12 protein-coding genes are annotated in these 21,864 nt (G+C 44.2%); 5 read left to right on the top strand and 7 right to left on the bottom strand.

The genetic code is table 11. From position 1 onward, the window contains the following. Positions 1 to 69 precede the first annotated feature (69 nt). From G3R49_RS17090 to ampD, 7 genes are all read right to left on the bottom strand, one after another. Positions 70 to 4,458 (bottom strand): EAL domain-containing protein, encoded by a 4,389-nt coding sequence (locus tag G3R49_RS17090; RefSeq protein ID WP_167870468.1) that lies wholly within the window; start codon positions 4,456 to 4,458, stop codon positions 70 to 72. A 388-nt stretch (positions 4,459 to 4,846) separates the two neighbouring features. After that, complete coding sequence (gene lpdA, locus G3R49_RS17085) at positions 4,847 to 6,277, bottom strand: dihydrolipoyl dehydrogenase (protein ID WP_130600190.1); 1,431 nt, start codon at positions 6,275 to 6,277, stop codon at positions 4,847 to 4,849. Between the two features lie 215 nt (positions 6,278 to 6,492). Next, positions 6,493 to 8,454, bottom strand: coding sequence for a dihydrolipoyllysine-residue acetyltransferase (gene aceF / locus G3R49_RS17080; RefSeq protein WP_167870467.1), 1,962 nt, complete (start codon positions 8,452 to 8,454; stop codon positions 6,493 to 6,495). 12 nt (positions 8,455 to 8,466) lie between these two features. Continuing rightward, positions 8,467 to 11,133, bottom strand: coding sequence for a pyruvate dehydrogenase (acetyl-transferring), homodimeric type (gene aceE, locus G3R49_RS17075; protein ID WP_130600186.1), 2,667 nt, complete (start codon positions 11,131 to 11,133; stop codon positions 8,467 to 8,469). A gap of 242 nt (positions 11,134 to 11,375) precedes the next feature. Continuing rightward, the gene (gene pdhR, locus G3R49_RS17070; RefSeq protein WP_130600184.1) at positions 11,376 to 12,128 is read right to left on the bottom strand and encodes a pyruvate dehydrogenase complex transcriptional repressor PdhR; all 753 of its coding nucleotides are present in this window, start codon (positions 12,126 to 12,128) and stop codon (positions 11,376 to 11,378) included. A gap of 309 nt (positions 12,129 to 12,437) precedes the next feature. Then, positions 12,438 to 13,289 carry a beta-lactamase regulator AmpE gene (gene ampE, locus G3R49_RS17065; RefSeq protein WP_130600182.1) on the bottom strand — a complete coding sequence of 284 codons (852 nt, stop codon included), beginning with the start codon at positions 13,287 to 13,289 and terminating at the stop codon, positions 12,438 to 12,440. 153 nt (positions 13,290 to 13,442) lie between these two features. Then, positions 13,443 to 14,009 carry a 1,6-anhydro-N-acetylmuramyl-L-alanine amidase AmpD gene (ampD, locus tag G3R49_RS17060; RefSeq protein ID WP_167870466.1) on the bottom strand — a complete coding sequence of 189 codons (567 nt, stop codon included), beginning with the start codon at positions 14,007 to 14,009 and terminating at the stop codon, positions 13,443 to 13,445. Positions 14,010 to 14,294: 285 nt separating this feature from the next. Between ampD and nadC the strand changes: the two genes are divergently transcribed. The 5 genes from nadC to G3R49_RS17035 all read left to right on the top strand — a co-directional run bounded on the left by nadC (position 14,295) and on the right by G3R49_RS17035 (position 21,837). Beyond that, complete coding sequence (gene nadC, locus G3R49_RS17055; RefSeq protein WP_167870465.1) at positions 14,295 to 15,173, top strand: carboxylating nicotinate-nucleotide diphosphorylase; 879 nt, start codon at positions 14,295 to 14,297, stop codon at positions 15,171 to 15,173. A 1,049-nt stretch (positions 15,174 to 16,222) separates the two neighbouring features. Then, a complete protein-coding gene (locus tag G3R49_RS17050) occupies positions 16,223 to 16,660 on the top strand; it encodes a pilin (RefSeq protein WP_130600176.1) in 438 nt (145 codons plus the stop codon). 69 nt (positions 16,661 to 16,729) lie between these two features. Next, on the top strand, positions 16,730 to 18,697 hold the full coding sequence (locus G3R49_RS17045; protein WP_167870464.1) for a sulfatase-like hydrolase/transferase: 1,968 nt from the start codon (positions 16,730 to 16,732) through the stop codon (positions 18,695 to 18,697). A 109-nt stretch (positions 18,698 to 18,806) separates the two neighbouring features. After that, a complete protein-coding gene (pilB, locus tag G3R49_RS17040; RefSeq protein ID WP_130600172.1) occupies positions 18,807 to 20,516 on the top strand; it encodes a type IV-A pilus assembly ATPase PilB in 1,710 nt (569 codons plus the stop codon). 67 nt (positions 20,517 to 20,583) lie between these two features. Then, positions 20,584 to 21,837 carry a type II secretion system F family protein gene (locus tag G3R49_RS17035; RefSeq protein WP_130600170.1) on the top strand — a complete coding sequence of 418 codons (1,254 nt, stop codon included), beginning with the start codon at positions 20,584 to 20,586 and terminating at the stop codon, positions 21,835 to 21,837. Positions 21,838 to 21,864: the final 27 nt, after the last annotated feature.

The following is a 21,864-nucleotide window of genomic DNA, read 5'->3' as shown; positions in this document are numbered from 1 at the left end:
AAAAAACGCCAATAATGAGATGTTTATCGGCGTTTTTATTGGCGCTTTTTTGCTCTTATCTATGACAAACTAGCTATCGAGTTTAAGGTACGCATCGAGCTCTTGGCGCGGCATGGGTTTGGCAAAATAGTAACCTTGAATAATGTAACAACCCCGTGCAAATACTTGCTCTAGTTGCTCTAAGGTTTCAACGCCTTCTGCAACCACATCTAAATGCAGGTTACGTGCAAGCTCAGTAATACTGCTCACAATCGCCTGATCGTTTTTGTTATTGGCAATATTGATCAGGAATGAACGGTCAATTTTTAAGGTGTTCACCTCAAAATTACTTAAATACGCCAATGACGAATAGCCTGTGCCAAAGTCGTCAATGGCAACCTCAATACCCATTTTCTTCAATTGACTTAAATTTTCATTCGCCACCTGTAGCTCTTTCATCAACACGCCTTCGGTGATCTCCAGCGCGAGGCTTTCTGACTCCATTCCTGTTTCAGCCAAAATCTCAGCGAGGGTACTAATAAAGTCTGGCTGCCTAAAATGCACGGCAGAGATATTGACCGACAGCCTAAACGGCTCAGACAGTTTTTGCTGCCAACGAGCGCCATCAATACAGGCTTGTTTTAACACCCAGCGATCTATGTCGACCACCAAACCACAGGACTCGGCCACAGCAATAAAGATATCTGGGCGCACATAACCATCTTGCGGATGCTTCCAGCGGATCAGCGCCTCCATACCCACAAACTGATCATCGTGCAGTATATTAATTTGCGGTTGATAATGCAGTTCAAACTCATTTTGCTCAATCGCTTTGCGAAGGTCAGCCTCAAGGCGTAAGTGATACAGTGCTTCTGCATTGCGCTCTGCCGAGTAATACCTAAATAAACCTCTGCCCTCTTCTTTGGCGTGATACATGGCAAGGTCGGCATTTTTGATCAGGGTTTCAGCATCGACGCTATCATCGGGCCAAATGCTGATACCAATACTGGTAGAGATAAAGAACTCACGCCCAAGTAGGTTAAATGGTGTTTCAATCTGGTGCAGTAACTGCTCTGCAATATGGTTAATTTGATCTACGCCTTCAACGTCGCGCAGCAAAATCACAAACTCATCTCCACCAAAGCGGCACAGAATATGTTGTTCAGTTAAGCACGACTGTAATCGCTTGGCTGCTTCAACTAACAAGGCATCACCCATGCTGTGGCCGTAGGAGTCATTAACATGCTTGAAGCGATCAAGGTCAAGGAACATCAACGCGAGCTTTTCATCGCTATTAGGCTGACTGGTAATATTCTTTAGCTGGCGGGAGAACATAGCCCGATTAGCCAGCCCTGTGAGGATGTCATTATTTGCTAAACGCTTAAGATTAGACTCATTTTGCTTTCGTTCAGTAATGTCAGAGAACACCACGACGTAATGTTGCGGCGCGCCCTGTTTATTGAGCATTTTAGAAATGTTGAGCCACACTGGGCAGTTGTCGCCATCAAAACGTTTAAATTCACGCTCACCGCTCCAGTAATTTTCGCTACCGAATAGTTTATCTATATTGAGTGGCACCCGGCTACTCACTACAAGGTCAGAGAACGCCCTACCCACTAGTTCTTCAGAGCTGGCCGACAAAATGACATTCGCAGCGGCATTACTGACCTTAACGCTTTTCTGGTCATCTAAAATCAGCATACCTTCTGAGGTATTCTCGAAGGCTTCAGCCAACAAGGTTATTTCACTTTCCAATTCCTTTTGCTGAGTCACATCGGTAAAAATACCCGCAGCTCGCTCAAGACGATTATTCACAGGGTTTATCGATACCGCACGGCCACGCACACGCAACCAACGCCACTGGTCGTCTTCACGGCGATAGCGGTATTCTACGTCAATCATTTCTTTGTTGGATTTAAGTAGCGCGTTCCAGGCTTTGGTAGCACGATTTAAGTCGTCTGGGTGAATAGGAATGTCACTTAAATGCCCAGATAAACGCTGCTGACTACCTAATATGCCACCGCGATTTTCCAAATAAATCTTCTTAGTGGTATCGCGCCATTCCCATAAGTCTGACTCACTGCCTTTCAGTGCCTGACGCAAACGGTCGTCACTTTCAGTTAGCGCATGGTTAATGCTTTTGAAACGACTAATTTGATTTTGGCGAAAAATGATAATCGCAACCATGGACACCAAAGCAAGCAGGATTATCAGGCCTTTGAACTGATTCGACTGCCACCAGAATTGCTTGACATGGAACGGGTACACAAACGGCTTTGTCGTCCACAAACCGTTGCGCATGTACTTCAGCTCTAAGGTGTAATCACCCGCTTTAAGGCCTGAAATATTGATTTGCGACTTACCGTCAAGCAAGAAATAGTTACCTTTGCGCTCACCTGAGCGATTTAAACGATACTGCAAGGTCAAAGGTTTAGGGTTGAGGTAATCAAACGAAGCAATTTGAAAACTAATTAAACTGGCACCAGGGTCAACAACAATATCTGGCTTAGGCACCAGACTTACGCTAGTTTTTTCGTCGTAATACACCACGACTGACTCAAGCAAAATCTTGTCATCAACGATGCGATTTTCCAGCAAGTCAGGGTCAATGAGCATGGCGCCATTTGGCGTGCCGACAAACAGGCCTAAATCATCACGATAAAAGGTTGCGGCCTCATTAAACTCATCAGAAATAAAGCCATCACGCTGAGGGTAACCCTCTACTAGCCCGGTTTCTCGATTTACCTTAAGAATTGAGTCTTCACAGCCAATGAAAACCTCTTCTTTAGTTTGCTCAATAAAGTAAATCACGCTGCAGTTCACCTGCCATAAACGGTCGAGCTTGATTAACTCATCAGTAACTGCGTTAAGTTGAAATAGGCCATTTTGGTTCGATGTCAGCCACAACACATTAGGCTCCACCTCGATAATTTGGCTAACCTGTATCTCCCTATCTTCAAAAACAATTTGCGGCTCTTTAGAGTGAAAATTGAGCTTGTCATCAAAATAGCCAAAGTGACTACCACTCACCCATAGCCTTTGCTGTGAGTCGCGTATGATACTGCTAAACCATAACTCACCTGCTTCGTGGCCATGGTCAATGTGTACCTGAGTTAATTCTGTGGCACCAGGCTCCCAATAAAACAAACCGGCGCTACCCGGAAACCAGACACGGCCAGCAACAGCAGGGTCGATAAATGAGGAGATAACGATGCTTCCTGCAAGCGAAGTATTAACACTGGCGTAATCTGCAAACCTTTGGCTTTGATTGGTGGTTTTATTAATAGCGTGAATACCGTTGGTAGACGTAACGATAAGAGTGTCATCGGTTAGAGCGGTAATGTGATATATGCTGTCTGATGCAATAAAGCCTTCAAGCTCAATAAATGTCGAGCCTTTTACATTCATATCAATCACATTCACGCCACCGTCGGCGCCGAGCCACACCTTATCGCCTTCACTGTAAACCGACCAAATCACTTCAGACTGAATATCAAACGGCGGAAAACTGGTATAAGTTTGCTTGATAAACTGCGACGGCGGGCTCATAACAGCCAAACGCCCACCTGAGCCACCCAACCAAATTAAGCCGTTGTCATCGAGTACCAAATCGAAGATATAATCAATGCGCGCAGATGACTTAATCTCTTGTTGGTAGTTAATGATGAGCTTAGATTCAGGATCCCACTTTATCAGCCCATCGTAGCCACCCAGCCAGAACACACCCTCTTCATCAACCACCGCTGTAACCAGGTGATAATTCATATCAGGTATTTGTGTCACCCGCTGCTGGGCAAAACTGATATGAAATAAGCCCTTGCTTGATAACACCCAAACTTTACCTTGCTCATATAGCAAAGCATTAATTTCACCGTACTCTTGTGCTGAAAAATCAAGCTGTACGCTGTTGCCATCGACATCAACTTTATGCAGTAAATGCTTAGCCGCGAAAATAAACTCGCCACTGTCTAGTGCAAGAAAGTCCTTCCACTTGTCTTGTTTAGGCAATACAAAGCGCTTATCCACTTGAAACTGACTGTTGTCGGTATCAAGCCAAAACACTCTTCCTGATTGAGTGAGCGCGATGAACCGGTCATGCTTAACGGCATGAGCTTGCTCTATACGTAGGATGGACGAGCTTCCCTCCTCACCCTTAACCTTGATTTTGGTGAATTGGTTCTCATTGATCTGATACAAATAGCTAGCTTTAAATCCATTAAGAAACAGCAGATTATCGCTAAGAGGCTCAACTTGGAATAGGGTTTCATCTTCAAGTATGGTCTCGAAACCGACTTTATCGATACGTCGCACCATAGAACTGCTGGCACGGTATAAGCCCTGCTCGGTTGCTAGCCAGGTAAAGCCATAATGATCAAAGGCAATGTCATGAATTGAGGCTGTGGTCAGGCCGTCACGCGCATCAAATACGCGCTGCGTTGGTGAGGCAAAACAAGCGGTGCTAACGGCATAGGCTAACAATATAGATATGCTGACAAGTCGGAAGAAATAGTTAATAACACACTCCAAACGTGACCGAATTCAATACGCTTTAGATGTCCATTTCTACTAAGTAACCTTAACTGGGGTCGATGCATTGAAATGATTTTCATCGCAAGGCTTCATTACAACGCTTTGCTTCTAACAGCCACTGTTAGAAAACGTTTTTATTCCCAACTTAGGTTACTCACACTCCATGATGTCATAGCGTTTTAGTGACAAAAATGCCGAACCTCAACAATAACATAAGGGTAACTAGTCGCACTCCAATATAACATCCATTGCAGAGTTTAGACCAAAAAAAAGCACCCATAAAAGGGTGCTTCATACATTTGTTTACGTTTGTTATCTTAACGCTCGAGCTAGTCGATTACTTCTTCTTTTTAACCGCTTTTGGGTTAGGTAAATCAGTAATTGAACCTTCGTAAACTTCAGCAGCTAGACCCACTGACTCATGCAGTGTTGGGTGAGCGTGAATAGTTAGCGCTAGGTCTTCAGCATCACAACCCATTTCGATTGCTAGGCCGATTTCACCCAGTAGCTCACCACCGTTAACACCAACAATTGCACCACCAATAACGCGGTGAGTTTCTTTGTCGAAGATTAACTTAGTCATACCGTCGCTTGCATCAGATGCAATCGCGCGGCCACTTGCAGCCCATGGGAAAGTTGCTGTTTCATAAGCAATACCTTGCTCTTTTGCTTCTTTCTCTGTTAGACCAACCCAAGCGACTTCTGGGTCTGTGTAGGCGATTGAAGGGATCACTTTCGGGTCAAAGAAGTGCTTAAGACCTGAGATAACTTCAGCCGCTACATGACCTTCATGCACACCTTTGTGCGCTAGCATTGGTTGACCAACAATGTCACCAATCGCGAAGATGTTGTTCACGTTAGTACGCATTTGCTTATCAACATTGATAAAGCCGCGCTCGTCAACCTTGATACCGGCTTTTTCAGCATCAAGCGACTTACCATTTGGCGTACGACCAATGGCAACTAATACTGCATCGTAACGTACAGGCTCTGCAGGTGCTTTCTTGCCTTCCATCGTCACGTAAATGCCGTCATCTTTTGCTTCAACCGCGGTAACCTTGGTTTCAAGCATTAGATTGAACTTCTTCTTAATCTTTTTGGTGAAGATACGCACAACGTCTTTGTCAGCCGCAGGAATCACTTGGTCGAACATTTCAACTACGTCGATCTCGCTACCTAGAGATGAGTACACAGTACCCATTTCTAAACCAATGATACCGCCACCCATTACTAGCAACTTGCCTGGTACTTCTTTTAGTTCTAAGGCATCAGTTGAGTCCCAAATACGTGGGTCTTCATGTGGGATAAATGGTAGTTGAATTGGGCGAGAACCTGCCGCAATGATTGCGTGTTCAAAGTTCACGATAGTGGTGCCGTCTTTGCCTTCAACTGCAATTGAGTTAGGGCCAGTGAACTTACCAAAACCGTTTACTACGTCAACTTTACGCATTTTAGACATACCGCCTAAACCGCCAGTAAGTTGACCGATAACTTTTTCTTTGTAGCTACGTAGCTTATCTAAATCGATTTGTGGCTCACCAAAAGTGACACCGTGAGCAGCAACTGTTTTTGCTTCTTCAATCACTTTAGCTACGTGCAGTAATGCTTTTGAAGGAATACAACCCACGTTTAGACAAACACCACCAAGCGTGTCAAAGCGCTCGATGATTACAGTATCTAAACCTAAATCCGCAGCACGGAAAGCAGCAGAGTAACCCGCTGGGCCTGCGCCTAGTACGACAACTTGAGTGCTAATTTCTTTACTCATGACTTCCTCTAATTTTTCATTCCTTTAGGGAGACGGTTCGTGGAGAGGGATCGTGCCCTAAAGGTCGCTAACGCTAGCCAGAAACGTCTGTTTCACATCCAATTTTATTTATCGCACATTTCAAAAATTGGGATGGCGCATTTTAACCTTTGTTTGACCTTGATCACAATCTCACAGCATAAAAAAGGCCACTCAATAAGAGCGGCCTGTTCGGCTTAAAGTATTAGGGTGCGAATATCAGAAAGAATCGCTGATAATGTCACGCTAAAGCGTGCTGCCATCGCACCATCGATCACGCGGTGATCGTACGATAATGACAGTGGTAGCATAAGCTTAGGCTCAAACTCACTACCGTTCCATTTCGGCTTCATCTCTGACTTAGACACACCTAGAATTGCTACATCAGGGTAGTTAACAATTGGGGTAAACGCTGTACCGCCAATGCCACCTAAACTTGAAATAGTAAAGCAGCTACCCTGCATATCTGCAGCTTTTAGCTTGCCTTCACGAGCCTTAACAGAAATCTCCATTAGCTCGCGTGACAGCTCAATGATGCCTTTTTTGTCAACATCACGTACCACAGGTACCACTAATCCATTTGGTGTATCTACCGCCACGCCAATGTGGAAGTACTTCTTCTGGATCAGTGATTCACCGTCATGGCTCAAGCTTGAGTTAAACACAGGGAATTGCTGCAGTGTTTTGGCTACCGCTTTCATCATGAACACCAGTGGGGTGATCTTGTAATCCGCTTTTTGCTTCGCCGCTAGGGTGTTTTGCTCTTTACGGAAAGCTTCAAGCTCAGTGATGTCAGCTTCGTCGAACTGGGTCACATGCGGGATGGTTACCCAGTTACGGTGCAAGTTAGGACCGGAGATCTTCTGGATACGGCTTAGTGGTTTTTCTTCCACTTCACCAAACTTGCTAAAGTCGACCTTAGGTGCGTCAATCACATTTAGACCACCAGCACCGCCAGCAACTGAGGTTGCCGCGCTTGCTTTAGGACGTGACAGTTCATACTTAACGTAAGCTTGAACGTCTTCTTTCAAAATACGCTTTTTACGACCAGTACCTGTCACCTTAGTTAAATCAACGCCAAACTCACGCGCTAAACGGCGAACCGCTGGTGATGCATGTACAACTCCGGTTGCTGATGGCGCTGCAGCACTTGGGTGATGCGGTACAGGCGGAGTAGCACGACTCGCTGGCGCAGGTGCAACCTGCTGCGCTTGACTAGCAGGAGCTGCAGCAACTGGTGCTTCAACTTTTGGCGCAGCCGGAGCTTCGCCAGCAACTTCTAGCATAAGCACGAGTGTGCCTTCAGAAACAGTGTCACCTACTTTTACACTCACAGACTTAACCACACCCGCTTTTGGTGATGGCACATCCATGGTTGCTTTATCAGTTTCAAGGGTAATTAGGCCCGCTTCTGCTTCAATGGTTTCGCCTTCACTTACCAATACTTCGATCACAGGTACGTCAGTGTCGCCACCAATGTCTGGTACTTTCACTTCCACAACTTGTGCTGCTGCAGGAGCTGCTGGTGCTGGAGTCTCTGCTGGAGCTTCAACAGGAGCGCTTGCTTCACTGGCAACTTCTAGCGTCAGTACTAGCGTGCCTTCAGAAACAGTATCACCTGTCTTGATGCTAATTGACTTAACCACACCGGCTTGCGGCGCAGGTACATCCATGGTCGCTTTGTCAGTTTCAAGGGTAATTAGGCCAGCTTCAGCTTCAATGGTTTCGCCTTCGCTCACTAATACTTCAATCACAGGTACGTCAGTATCACCACCAATATCTGGCACTTTAACCTCTACCACTTGTGATGAAGCTGCAGGAGCGGCAACCGGCGCAGATTGTTCAACTGCAGGTGCGCTTGCTTGTGCAGGCTCAGCAGCTGGTGCAGGCGCTTGTTCACTTGCAGCCTCTTCACTTGCACCTTCAGCAGAAAGAAGGGCAATTAGTGTACCTTCAGAAACACTGTCGCCAACAGCCACTTTTAACTCAGCGATTTTGCCTGCAAACGGCGCCGGAATATCCATGGTCGCTTTGTCAGTTTCGACGGTAATGATTGAGGTTTCTTTTTCTACCACCTCACCCACTTCAACACAGACTTCAATAACCTGAACGGCATCAGCGTCGACATTAGGAACCAAAATCTCTTTTAAATCAGCCATTTTGAATTCCTCTTACGCGAACTGTGGGTTAGCTTTGTCTACGTCAATGCCGTATTCGTTGATGGCTTTAGTTAGCACATCAACTGGCATTTCATCACGCTCTACCAGCGACTTAAGCGCTGCAAGTACGATGAACTTAGCATCAACTTCAAAATGGTGACGTAGGTTTGCACGGCTGTCTGAGCGACCAAAACCGTCTGTACCGAGTACCTTGTAGTCAGTTGGCACGTATGCACGTAACTGCTCGCCGTAAACCTTCATGTAGTCAGTTGCTACAATCGCTGGTGAGTCTGACGCAAGTACTTCACTGATGTACGCTTTCTTCGGCGTTTCAGTTGGGTGCAACAGGTTCCAACGCTCGGCAGCTTGGCCATCACGTGTTAGCTCGTTGAAGCTAGTCACGCTAAATACGTCAGCAGATACGCCAAAGTCTTTCGCTAGTGCTTGCGCAGCTTTACGGACTTCTTCAAGGATGGTGCCACAACCCATAAGTTGTACTTTACCTTTACCGCTACCTGCTACCGATTCAAGCTTGTAGATACCTTTAACAATGCCTTCTTCTGCGCCTTTTGGCATTTCAGGCTGAACATAGTTCTCGTTCATTGTAGTTAGGTAGTAGAACACGTCTTCTTGCTTGTCGCCGTACATGCGCTCGATACCATCTTGAACGATTACTGCAATCTCATAACCGTAAGTTGGGTCATAAGACACACAGTTAGGAATAGTGTTTGCAAGAATATGGCTGTGACCATCTTGGTGCTGCAGACCTTCACCGTTAAGTGTTGTACGACCTGAGGTACCACCAACAAGGAAACCACGTGCACGCATATCACCTGCTGCCCATGCCATGTCACCAATACGTTGGAAACCAAACATTGAGTAGTAGATGTAGAACGGAATGGTTGGCATGTCGTTCACTGAGTAGCTAGTTGCAGCAGATACCCAAGATGACATTGCACCTAACTCGTTAATACCTTCTTGCAGAACCTGACCTGACTTGTCTTCACGGTAGTAAGCAACTTGGTCTGAGTCTTGTGGCTCGTACTTTTGACCTTCGTGAGCGTAAATACCAACCTGACGGAATAGACCTTCCATACCGAAAGTACGCGCTTCATCAGGAATAATTGGCACAATACGCTTACCGATCTTCTTATCTTTAAGCAGCGCGGTAAGTACACGTACAAACGCCATAGTTGAAGAGATTTCACGGCCATTTGAACCTTTAAGCACGGCATCAAAAATCTTCAATGACGGTACTTCTAGCTCTTCAGTGAAGTTTTCGCGACGCTGTGGCAAGTAACCTTTCAGGGCTTCACGGCGCTCTTTTAGGTACTTCACTTCTTCTGAATCAGGACCTGGGTGATAGAAAGGAATATCTTCTAACTTGTCATCTGGAATAGGGATATTGAAACGATCGCGGAAGTAACGGATAGAGTCGACATCCATCTTCTTGACGTTATGGGCAATGTTCTTACCTTCACCAGCAGAACCTAGACCATAACCCTTAACGGTTTTAGCCAGGATTACTGTTGGGCGACCTTTAGTCTTCTTAGCATGATCTAATGCCGCGTAAATTTTAACAGGGTCATGACCACCACGGTTTAGACGCCAAATGTCATCATCTGACATGTTAGCAACCATTTCAGCAGTTTCTGGGTACTTACCAAAGAAGTGCTCACGCGTATAAGCGCCGCCTTTTGCTTTACAGTTTTGGTATTCACCGTCTACGGTTTCTTCCATTAGCTGTAGCAGTTTGCCGCTGGTGTCACGTGCAAGTAACGCATCCCAGTAGCGACCCCAAATCACTTTAACCACTTCCCAGCCAGCGCCGCGGAATTCACCTTCAAGCTCTTGAATAATCTTACCGTTACCACGTACCGGACCGTCAAGACGCTGCAGGTTACAGTTAATAATAAATACTAGGTTGTCTAGACCTTCACGGGCAGCTAGGCCAATCGCACCTAGAGATTCAGGCTCGTCACACTCACCGTCACCGAGGAAACAGTATACCGTTTGCTCCGAGCAGTCTTTTAAGCCGCGGTCAGTTAAGTATTTTAAGTAACGCGCTTGGTAAATAGCTTGGATAGGACCAAGGCCCATAGAAACCGTTGGGAACTGCCAGTAGTCAGGCATTAACTTAGGATGCGGGTACGAAGATAGACCTTGGCCATCAACTTCTTGGCGGAAGTTAGCTAGTTGGTCTTCAGTTAAGCGGCCTTCAAGGAACGAGCGCGCATAGATACCCGGAGCAATATGACCCTGGAAGTAAACTAAATCGCCACCGTCTTTTTCATTTGGTGCGCGGAAGAAGTGGTTGAAACACACATCATAAATAGTGGCACTTGAAGAGAAGCTTGAGATATGGCCACCAAGCTCTAGGTCTTTCTTAGAACCACGAAGTACCATAGCCAGCGCGTTCCAACGAATGATAGCGCGAATACGACGCTCCATTTCTTGGTTGCCAGGCATGTTCGGTTCTTGGCCCGCAGGGATCGTGTTCAGATAAGCGGTCGTGGCGTCGTAAGGTAAGTGAGTACCATTGCGACGGGCTTTATCGATTAACTTCTCTAATAAAAAGTGCGCTCTTTCAGGCCCTTCTTGCTCTAATACAGCTTGCAGAGCATCAACCCATTCCTGAGTTTCTGATGGGTCCAAATCTTTTAGCATATCTTCAGACATCTCGCAGTCCTTCCTACTATATGATTGTTATGATTAATTGATATACCAATCAGCACAAGTATGTGATCATTTTTACTGGTTAAAAGCGCTTATAACTTCGTTAGGAATCTTGTAGGTAGAGCAACTAGCTAGCTGCAATTCCCGCCCTGTTCTAAGCGATTTTTCCTGCGTAATTTCAGGTCACTTATTTATCCCGATTGGTATTACTAGGGGAGTGAACCCTAGTAAAGTCTTGTATTTGATTAAACGCTGCCTTTTAAGCGGCGTAGGCTTCGTTGAAGTCGGCTGTCTTCTTCACGTACCGACAGCATGACTTCTTCGATGTAACTTAAGTGTTCGTTTGAGGCTTCACGTGCCGCTTCAGGGTCGCGTCGCACAATCGCAGCCAATAAATCGCGGCGATGCTCATTAGCCATTTTTGATGCGTCTTCGCGGCGGTTAAGCAATTCTAAGTTTTGCGCCACGTTCTTGTGTAGCACTGGCGTTAAGCTTAATACTAGGTGCAGCATAGCCACGTTGTGTGATGCTTCAGCTACGGCACGGTAAAAACGCACAATGGCATCGGCCTGGTTCTCAATACCTACAGCCTGCTCTACTTCGTTAATGCATTGTTTAATGTTTTTCATATCTGCATCAGTACCACGAAGCGCGGCAAAATAAGCCATCATGCCTTCTGTGGCATGACGAAACTCCAGTAAGTCATACTGACTTTCTGAATCTTCATGCATCAATTCGACGATAGGGTCGGCAAGGCTCTGCCAAAGCTGCTCTTTCACATAGGTGCCACCGCCTTGACGGCGCATCAGCAAACCTTTTGCTTCAAGCTTTTGAATTGCTTCACGTAATGACGGGCGCGACACTTCAAATTGCACAGCAAGTTCACGCTCAGGAGGTAATTTCTGACCCGGCTGTAAACTGCCTTCAAGGATCATGCGCTCGAGTTGCTCCATGATCACATCAGAAATTTTTGGCTGACTAATCTTACTATAAGCCATTAACTATGCCGCTCCGTTCATATTTAGGATTGTCAATTGGTCTTACCAATTTTTATGATAGAGCGCACTTTATCAAATCATACGTGACATGTCTAGTTAATGCAGGGTTAGATGATCGTTAACTCAGAGTTTTAAACGCGCGCTGCAAAAAGCATAACGTAAAATCTAAGTGAGGGGGTCAGACCATTTGACAACGGGTGTTAAATGGTTAAGCCAATTGTTTAGGATATTTTATTAAAACAACAATTTAAATTAGCTAAAAATAAATTAGGTAAGTCAGCAGTTGGGTAAACTCAACGGCTTAAATTGCTAACTTACCACACCAAAAATAGTCAACACTGAGAGCATTGTCACTAACAGTAATAAATTTCTTTTACTCAATGCTAATAGCGCTAACGTAGACCTTACACAAACGGGCGCATCTGATTGCTCAGGTAACTCTTCTGCCGCCATGGCCGTTTTACTGACCACATCTTTCGCATTAGCGTGCAGTGTCAGCGCTGTTCGTCGCCAAGCGCCAAACCCTTGCGAAAATTGACCGCTAAGCACATAGCCAAAACTAAAAATACGTGACGGCAACCAATCAAGTGCTAGCAGTAGTAACTCAACCCAAGTATTTTCAACTTTATGCATGGCAAGCAAATCATGGTAGTAGCGCACACTACAGTAAAGCACTGCGCCCACAGGGCCAAACACCACAAAATATAGCGCGACGGCACCATAGTAACGATAGTTAATCCAGGCCACGGTTTCACCCACTCGCTTACCCAGCTCATTCTCGTTAACAGCCTTTAAGCACTCGTGACAATCGAGTTTGCCCGCATAAATAAAGCAGGCTTGCACGTCACCACGACATGCCGCTTGAATGTACTTTTTAAAGATATGACGAATAGATTGGTGGCTTAAGCAAATTACTGCGATGAATACCGAAAATGCTAGGCTAAATACATCGAAGAACAGACCATCTAATAAATAACGAATGGCAAATACGCAAACGGCAGGGATCGCAATTGCAATCAGGGCAATGTGAGTATGTGTTAAGGAGTCGACGCGCCAGAAGCTCTGCTGATATTGGCGCATTAGCTCATCGAACTGCAAAAAAGCAGGTAAAAACTTTAATCGTTCGACAAACATTGCGACTAAAAAAGAAAATAGAGCCATACACCCTCGGCGTTTTCAAGGTAAAGGTAGTTGTCGTGATGAGAAATTCAAGCTTAAACTCGGAATAACTCTAAGTAAAAGCCAACCTAACTTGAGTATCAATCATACGTTAACCAAATGACAAATATAGCGATTTAACTCGAAAAGTCAGTTTTAGCTATTCGTCAAATCTTGCCTATATCGCTGCCAGTCAAAGCTATTACCAGGGTCAGTTTTACGCCCTGGTGCGATATCACAGTGACCAACAATTCTGTCCAATGAAATCATAGGATACTGCAGCTGGATCTGCTGAGTTAAACTCACCAACTGCTGATATTGCTCATCGGTGTAGGCAACATCATCTGTCCCCTCAAGCTCAATACCAATAGCAAAGTCATTGCAGTTTTCACGCCCATGAAAGTTCGACACACCAGCATGCCAGGCTCTGTCGTCACAACTCACATATTGGGTCAAGCTACCATCGCGGCGAATGAGGAAGTGAGCAGAAACTGTCAGCCCTTGAAGATCTTTAAACGAAGGATCTGCACTCACATCAATGCAACCTTTAAACAGATCATCAATATAAGGCAGACCAAAGCACCCTGCTGGTAAGCTGATATTGTGAATAACCAGTAAGCTCACTTCAGCTTTAGGGCGCTGATTAAAATGGGGAGATAAACACTGCAAAGCATTGCAATGCCAGCCCTGGTTGAAAACTGCTGAAGTTAGTTTGGATGTCATAGTTACTTACAATAGTTACTTACGATGGCTACTCTATTCGTCACTCACAGTGATGCTGGGAATTAATGCACTAACTCATGTAGAAACTAATGCTTCAACTTGTGTAGCAACTAAATGCGATAAATCAAAGCAAAAATCCCAAGTCTTTCTATAGGTTCGACCTTAGCAACTATGTTAATCTAATGCCATAATTTTAGGCGCTAGATCAGGCGGTTTACTTAAGATAAACCCGCGTGTGATCTATCGCGCAAAGCATGACTTATCAGTAAGCAAGGATCCGGCATTATGCTAGAAAATGATATTCGCCACGCCGTAAAAACCGCATTATATGAAGATCTCGGTTATACCGAACAACAAAGTGTTGAATGTTTATTAGCGGCGGACATTACCGCACAATTAATTCCGGCTGATAAATATGTCGAAAGCCACTTAATCACTCGTGAAGAAGGGGTTTTCTGCGGCAAAGCCTGGGCAGAGCAAGTATTCAATCAATTAGGTGGTGAAGTGGCGCTGCACTGGCATGTTGATGACGGCGATCTGGTAGTACCCAATCAGGTGCTATGTGAGCTATCAGGCCCTGCGCGCGCGATCTTGACTGGTGAGCGCACTGCAATGAACTTTATCCAAACTCTATCTGGTGTAGCGAGTTTAACTAAAATCTATGTCGACCAACTCGCAGGCACTCACACCCAATTGCTGGACACTCGTAAAACCATTCCTGGTCTGCGCACCGCACAAAAATACGCGGTTACCTGTGGTGGTGGCAAAAACCACCGCATCGGCTTATTCGATGCATTCTTAATTAAAGAGAATCACATTATGGCTTGCGGTGGTATCGCCAATGCCATTGAAGCCGCGCGCAAGCTTCATCAAGATAAACCAGTAGAAGTTGAAGTTGAGTCACTCGAAGAACTAACTCAAGCTCTTGATGGCGGTTCTGACATCATTATGCTGGACAACTTTGACGTTACCATGATGACCCAGGCGGTAGAGCTCAACCATCAATATAAAGAGAAAGGTCAAAACACCAAACTGGAAGTCTCGGGCAACGTTACCCTCGATACCATCGCAGACTTTGCCAAAACTGGAGTCGACTATATTTCGGTCGGCGCACTAACCAAGCATGTTAAAGCACTGGATTTGTCGTTAAGGGTGAAAGCTTGATTTCACTCGTTCCCGCAACGCTTCTGAGCGGGAACCTCTCGAATCAACCAAAAAAGACCCTCGATAAAAGATCTCGAGGGTGACGGTGGAAGTATCGTTCCCCTTTAAACCAAAAGTAGTGCGCCAATTTTCAAGCCAACCAAGATACCTATTACTTAATCAAAATTTCCGAATCAAGCTTGACCAACTCTTTGCGGCCCTAATTACAGTTCAAAAAAACAGCAGTTAGACAAAATTATTTCTGCTCATTTCAATAGCAAATCTGGCCAAAACAATGAAGCAGAGAAACACCTTATTTAATGCCAGTTGCGACACTAGCCACACCTGTTGTAACTAGCTTGCCAGAGTACAAATGTAACACTTAACTCTAGTTTTGCTCGTAACAGGCAAACTATACGTCGCTCTAAAGTGCTACGGAGCAAGGGGTTTGTAACACTTTAGCCGACTAAACAGGTGTCAATTTTTTTCTTTGGCAATCAATTTGTCAAAAAAATTACTACCAACAAAAGAATGTCAACAAAATGTTAGATCGAAATAGATCGAAAACGATAACACTAAGAATTTTTTGGCTTTATTTGCCATTTTTCTGGGATTGGCTATTCCATTTGGGTTAACTTTATACTAACTTTTAAGCAGGCGAGATGGCCTTTCGGCCAAGAATTGCTAGGATTACGGAAATATGGCAATTGAATTGGATCAAGTAAAAGTTCAAGAAATTGTAACAATTACCCTCTAACTCAGTGTAAATACTCTAGTTCCTGCGGTGCTCAGCCGAAAAGTCATACTAGGTTGATAGCTTTTTGTTTCAGTATGGTGCCAACATGCCGATACAATAACTGCAATCGAGTGTAAAGGTTTGAACCCCCAAACCTAACCTATACCTAACTTTGGGGTGATTCAGGCTGATATTTTAAGTTGTTATGGTGCACCTACTTCGTTGTAGAATGTCATCGCTAACAATAATTTATACTGTCGACATTGGCATTGAAGCCGATCACTACTCGTAACAAGGATTGGATAGTCGCGGTAATTTTTGACGGAGAGAGAAAATGAAAGGTATCAACCAAGTTAAAAACGCTAAGGGTTTTACTCTTATTGAATTAATGATCGTAGTTGCGATCATCGGTATTCTTGCTGCAATCGCACTGCCTGCGTATCAAGACTTCACTAAACGTGGTCATGTTTCTGAAGGTCTTAGTCTTGCTGCAGGAGCAAAAGCTGCAGTGACTGAATATTACTCTTCACAAGGCTCTGCACCAACAACCAATGCTCTTGCTGGGCTAGCAGCAGCATCTTCAATTACTGGTAACTCAGTTAAGTCTGTAGCCGTTGGTACAGGCGGTGGCATTACAGTAACATACAACGCCAAAGTAACAGATGACGCAACTCTTATTCTGGCTCCAACTTTTACCTCTTCAGGTAACGTTACATGGGCATGTACTGGTGGTTCTCTTGACGACAAATATAAACCATCTAACTGCCGTTAATACTTAACTAGCTTAGTTTTATAAAATAGCATGCTAACGCATGCTATTTTTTTATTGTTGGACTATTAAATGCGCATTCATATCGCTATTAGTTTTTTACTCACTACCGCCTTAATCCTCTTCACTAAAACCCAAATTAACCACCAGCTAAGTGATGCGTTTACTGAGTTAGCACCAATGATAAACTCGGCAATAACTAGCGTCCCTTTTGTCACAACATTACTAACCGCAACTTTTATCGCTGTGGCAATTGTTTTCTATATCGCTTTTTTGGCTAAAGCTATGGAGAACGTGATCTCGTTGTCTAGTATTCAATCAAAGTTTATTCACGTTGCACTTGCCTGGACATTAATCTTTGTAGCCATTATTAGCATAAATAGTCTGTTATATCCGTTTTCGCCCACAAGTCATGAGCACTTTAGCAGTCATTTTATTCCACTGATTTCTTCATTGAGCATTGTTGCGATAATCTTGTTGGGGTGCGTAAAAAAAAATCGATATAGCATCCTTACACTTGCTTCCTTAGCATTGCTTTTTGGACCATTACTCATAACGATTAAACCGATGGCCCATAACAGTGACCAACCAAATATTATTTTGATTGGTATTGACTCCCTAAGACCTGACTATTTGGGTGAACACGCGGGCAGAGCTTCTGTTACTCCCAATATTGATCAATTCTTATCTGAAGCTACATATATTCCAAACACCTACACACCCGCAGGAAGAACATTTGTCTCGTGGACTTCAACCCTTACGGGAACGTATCCCATTACCCACAACGCACGATTTAATCTAACGGAAATGTCCAAAGTGGATCGTAGCTTGGCGTTTCCACAGCAACTATCATCAATTGGCTATCAAAACATATGGGCGCAGGACGAGCGCAGATTTAACAATATCGATGAATCTTTTGGTTTTGATATAATTGTTGGTCCACCTGCTGATGCAGCAGAATTTATTGTATCCGGGCTAAACAACATTCCATTGTTTTCACTGTTTTTAAATCAAACTTCAATAAGGTCTTTTTTCCCTTATATCTATAACAACAGATCAGCGTGGTGGACTTACCAACCCTACGCCTTTATCGAGCAACTACTTGGTACCATAGACTCTGTAAATAGTGAAAAGCCTATATTTCTTGCAACACACCTGACTCTGCCTCATTGGCCTTTCAAAAGTGCTAAGCTGACATATTTAGAAGACCATGAGTTTATCAAAGATAGAGCAGAAGAATACTTGTACCTTACAATGCTCAAACAGTCTGATGAGCAATTCGCTCAACTACTGAATGGCCTTGCTGATAGGGGTATTTTACAAAACTCCGTTGTCGTACTTCTCTCTGATCATGGAGAAAGTTTTGGAGGGAAAGACGATGGTCCCCAAGGGCGAATAAGCTCTGCTACGTTTGAAACCAACTCTTTGGGACATGGCACAAATGTACTAAGTCATAGCCAGTTTAAAGTTGTTGCTGCTGTGAGGTCTTTTTCAAATGGTGTTGTCATACCAGCTATAAATCCAAAAAGCACATACTCTCTCGTTGATATTATTCCCTCCCTGGCAAATATTCTAGAAATCAAAGTAGATCATACTTTTGATGGAATACCTTTCCACCAAGTATCTGAGAACCGAGCCATATTTTTAGAAAGCTCTCTAAATCCATTGGTTTTATCAGCCGGAAAACTAGAAGTTATTCAAACACTAGCAAAGGGGTTGAACTTCTATACTGTCGATGAAAGCGGAAAGGTTATCATAAAGCCGGAAATATTTGACTCAAGCATCGCAGCTAAACAAAGGTCGATAATTAAGGGGAATTATCAACTCGCAGCATTCCCAGATATGGAAGACGAACTTATCTTTGTCGATCTTGAGACTAACTATTGGCAACCTGCAAGTACTGTTAAAGACAAAGTTAAAATTAGGACTCTATTTTTCGCCCTGTGTGACTTTTATGAAACAGATGTATCGTCAGGGCTATTCGAAAGCTGCCAGGAACCAGAAATATTTCTTGAGCGAATCTATGACAAATGGAACTAATACTTCGTCTAATTCTATAGACTCGCTATCTGGCAAGCTCTACAGATGCAACGTGCTAATTTATTTGGTACTTTAGGACACAATTACGTTTTCTAGTTGGAAACCACTCATGCCATCAACAGCTATAAACTTAGGCTTATCAAATCTTTTCCTGAGAAAAGGGCTTTTGACTGAAGAAACGCTTTCAAGCGCAATATCAGAGTCAAGAAAAACAAAACGTACTCTTGTCTCGACTTTAGTTGCGACAAAGAAGCTGTCTGCTAGAGAAATTGCTGAGCTTTGTTACGAAGAGTATGGTACTCCATTACTAGACTTAAGCGAGTATGATGTTAAAAACATCCCTGAAGACTTACTCAACAAAAAGCTAATCGATAAGCATAAGTGTCTTCCATTGTTCAAAAGGGGAAATCGCTTATACATCGCAAGCTCAGATCCAACCAATATTTCCGCATTAGAAGACTTTCAATTTAGCTTGGGTCTTCACGCTGAAGCAATTCTAGTTGAAGATGACAAACTGTCCCAAGCAGTAGAAAAAGTGCTTGAAGATGATCTATCTAGCCTAGATCTCTCTGGAGTCGACGAGGAAGCCCTTGCTGGGATGGAGGTGGCAGAAACCGAACGTAATGATGAGCCCGAAGGCGACAGCAGTGACGATGCCCCAATTGTTATTTACATCAACAAGATTCTAACCGACGCCATCCGTAAAGGCGCTTCTGACTTGCACTTCGAGCCATATGAAAAACGCTACCGCATTCGTTTTCGCATCGATGGGATTTTACACGAGGTTTCAGAACCACCTGTAAACCTGGCAGGTCGAATCTCAGCACGATTAAAGGTGATGTCAAAGCTGGATATTGCTGAGCGCCGCGTGCCTCAAGATGGCCGCATTAAGATGAAGCTGTCACGTACTAAATCAATTGATTTTCGTGTCAGTACTCTACCTACAATCTGGGGCGAGAAGATTGTAATGCGTATTCTGGATTCATCTTCCGCTCAGCTTGGTATCGAAAAACTCGGTTATGAAGATGAGCAGCGCCTGCTTTATGAAGAAATGCTAGCCAAACCCCAAGGCATGATATTAGTGACCGGCCCAACTGGCTCCGGTAAAACTGTATCCCTTTATACTGGCCTTAATATCCTTAATACGGAAGAGCGTAATATTTCAACTGCTGAAGATCCGGTTGAGATTAACTTAGAAGGTGTTAACCAAGTTCATATTAACTTGAAAGCAGGTTTAACCTTCGCTTCAGCTCTTCGCTCGTTCTTACGTCAAGATCCAGACGTGGTAATGGTCGGTGAGATCCGTGACTTAGAAACCGCTGAGATAGCCATTAAAGCGGCACAAACCGGTCACTTGGTTTTATCAACTCTCCATACAAACTCAGCAGCAGAGACCTTAACCCGTTTGGTTAACATGGGCGTACCTGGCTACAACATTGCCAGCTCAGTCAACCTAATTATTGCACAGCGTCTTGCAAGGCGTTTATGCCCTGAGTGTAAAGAGCCTGAAGACGTGCCTCAAGCAGAGCTAGTAAAGCTTGGTTTTACTGAACAAGATATCGCAACAGGGTTCACCGTATACAAGCCTGTTGGTTGTGAATTCTGTTCTGGAGGTTACAAAGGCCGTGTAGGTGTCTATGAGGTAATGAAAATGAGTGATGAAATCGCCCGAACTATTATGGAAGGCGGTAATTCACTGCAAATAGCTAATCAAGCAAAAGAACAAGGCATGAATGACTTACGTCAATCAGGGCTGCTAAAGGTCGTTCAAGGCGTGACCAGTATTGCTGAGATTAACCGCGTAACTAGTTTCAATTAACCAAAAAACTATCTAAGCTTAGCATTAAGCTCTAGTTTTTAAACGAATAATACATAAGGACATGCCAATGGCTACTGCAAGAGCCAACAAAAAAGCAGGCAGCAATGTAAAACACCAGCCGAAAGTTTTTACCTTTGAGTGGAAAGGTACCAACAAGGACGGTCAACGTACATCTGGCGAATTACGCGGAAGTTCTATTGCAGAAATCCGCAGTGTTTTAAAAGCACAGGGGATTTCTCCAAAAGGAGTGCGTAAAAAGGCTGCCCCATTATTTAAGACTGAGAAAAAGATCTCTGCAATGGACATTGCAATGATCACTCGTCAAATTGCAACTATGCTTGCCGCTGGTGTTCCCTTGGTAACAACAATCGAACTATTAGGCAAAGGGCACGAAAAAGCTAAAATGCGAGAGCTCTTAGCGACTATTCTTTCTGATGTGCAAGCAGGTATTCCTCTTTCTGACTCTCTTAAGCCTCACAGGCAGTATTTTGACGACCTTTATGTCGACTTAGTTGCAGCAGGTGAGCATTCAGGTTCTTTGGATGCAGTCTTTGATCGAATAGCGATCTATAAAGAGAAAGCTGAAGCCCTAAAATCAAAAATTAAGAAAGCTATGTTTTACCCTGCAGCGGTTGTTGTTGTGGCAGTCGCTGTTACAACATTACTGCTTTTATTTGTAGTGCCACAATTTGAGGATATTTTTAACGGCTTTGGTGCGGAGTTACCCGCTTTCACCCAAATGATCATTAATATCTCACGTTGGCTGCAAGGGTCTTGGTACTTCTTTGTCATTGGGATTGCAGCTGCAATATTTTTGTTTAGGCGAAGCCATAGAAATTCTCAGGTATTCCGAGATCAAGTTGATACCTACATATTAAAAATACCTGCTGTTGGCGACATTTTACATAAAGCCGCTATGGCTCGCTTTGCCCGAACGCTAGCAACCACCTTCGCAGCAGGTGTTCCACTAATTGATGGCTTAGAATCTGCGGCGGGCGCATCCGGCAATGCTGTCTACCGAAATGCACTGAACAAAGTGCGTACCGAAGTGATGGCCGGTATGCAAATGAATGTAGCTATGCGAACCACGCGTTTATTCCCTGATATGCTAATTCAAATGGTAATGATTGGTGAAGAGTCTGGTGGATTAGACGACATGCTCAACAAAATCGCCAATATTTATGAAATGCAGGTAGATGACGCGGTGGATGGCCTTTCAAGCCTGATCGAGCCAATTATGATGGTAGTAATTGGTACGCTAGTCGGCGGTTTGATCGTCGGCATGTACCTGCCAATCTTCCAAATGGGTAATGTGGTTTAAACCTTCGCTCTCACAACAAGGTCAACC

This window comes from Shewanella sp. WXL01 (assembly GCF_012263345.1).
Lineage (GTDB): Bacteria > Pseudomonadota > Gammaproteobacteria > Enterobacterales > Shewanellaceae > Shewanella > Shewanella maritima.
This window is presented reverse-complemented; position numbering and strand designations above follow the sequence as displayed.

Coding starts and splice junctions, on each gene's coding strand:
- lpdA (WP_130600190.1), bottom strand. CDS start 6,277: ATGAGTAAAGAAATTAGCACTCAAGTTGTCGTACTAGGCGCAGGCCCA.
- aceF (WP_167870467.1), bottom strand. CDS start 8,454: ATGGCTGATTTAAAAGAGATTTTGGTTCCTAATGTCGACGCTGATGCC.
- aceE (WP_130600186.1), bottom strand. CDS start 11,133: ATGTCTGAAGATATGCTAAAAGATTTGGACCCATCAGAAACTCAGGAA.
- pdhR (WP_130600184.1), bottom strand. CDS start 12,128: ATGGCTTATAGTAAGATTAGTCAGCCAAAAATTTCTGATGTGATCATG.
- ampE (WP_130600182.1), bottom strand. CDS start 13,289: ATGGCTCTATTTTCTTTTTTAGTCGCAATGTTTGTCGAACGATTAAAG.
- ampD (WP_167870466.1), bottom strand. CDS start 14,009: ATGACATCCAAACTAACTTCAGCAGTTTTCAACCAGGGCTGGCATTGC.
- nadC (WP_167870465.1), top strand. CDS start 14,295: ATGCTAGAAAATGATATTCGCCACGCCGTAAAAACCGCATTATATGAA.
- G3R49_RS17050 (WP_130600176.1), top strand. CDS start 16,223: ATGAAAGGTATCAACCAAGTTAAAAACGCTAAGGGTTTTACTCTTATT.
- G3R49_RS17045 (WP_167870464.1), top strand. CDS start 16,730: ATGCGCATTCATATCGCTATTAGTTTTTTACTCACTACCGCCTTAATC.
- pilB (WP_130600172.1), top strand. CDS start 18,807: ATGCCATCAACAGCTATAAACTTAGGCTTATCAAATCTTTTCCTGAGA.
- G3R49_RS17035 (WP_130600170.1), top strand. CDS start 20,584: ATGGCTACTGCAAGAGCCAACAAAAAAGCAGGCAGCAATGTAAAACAC.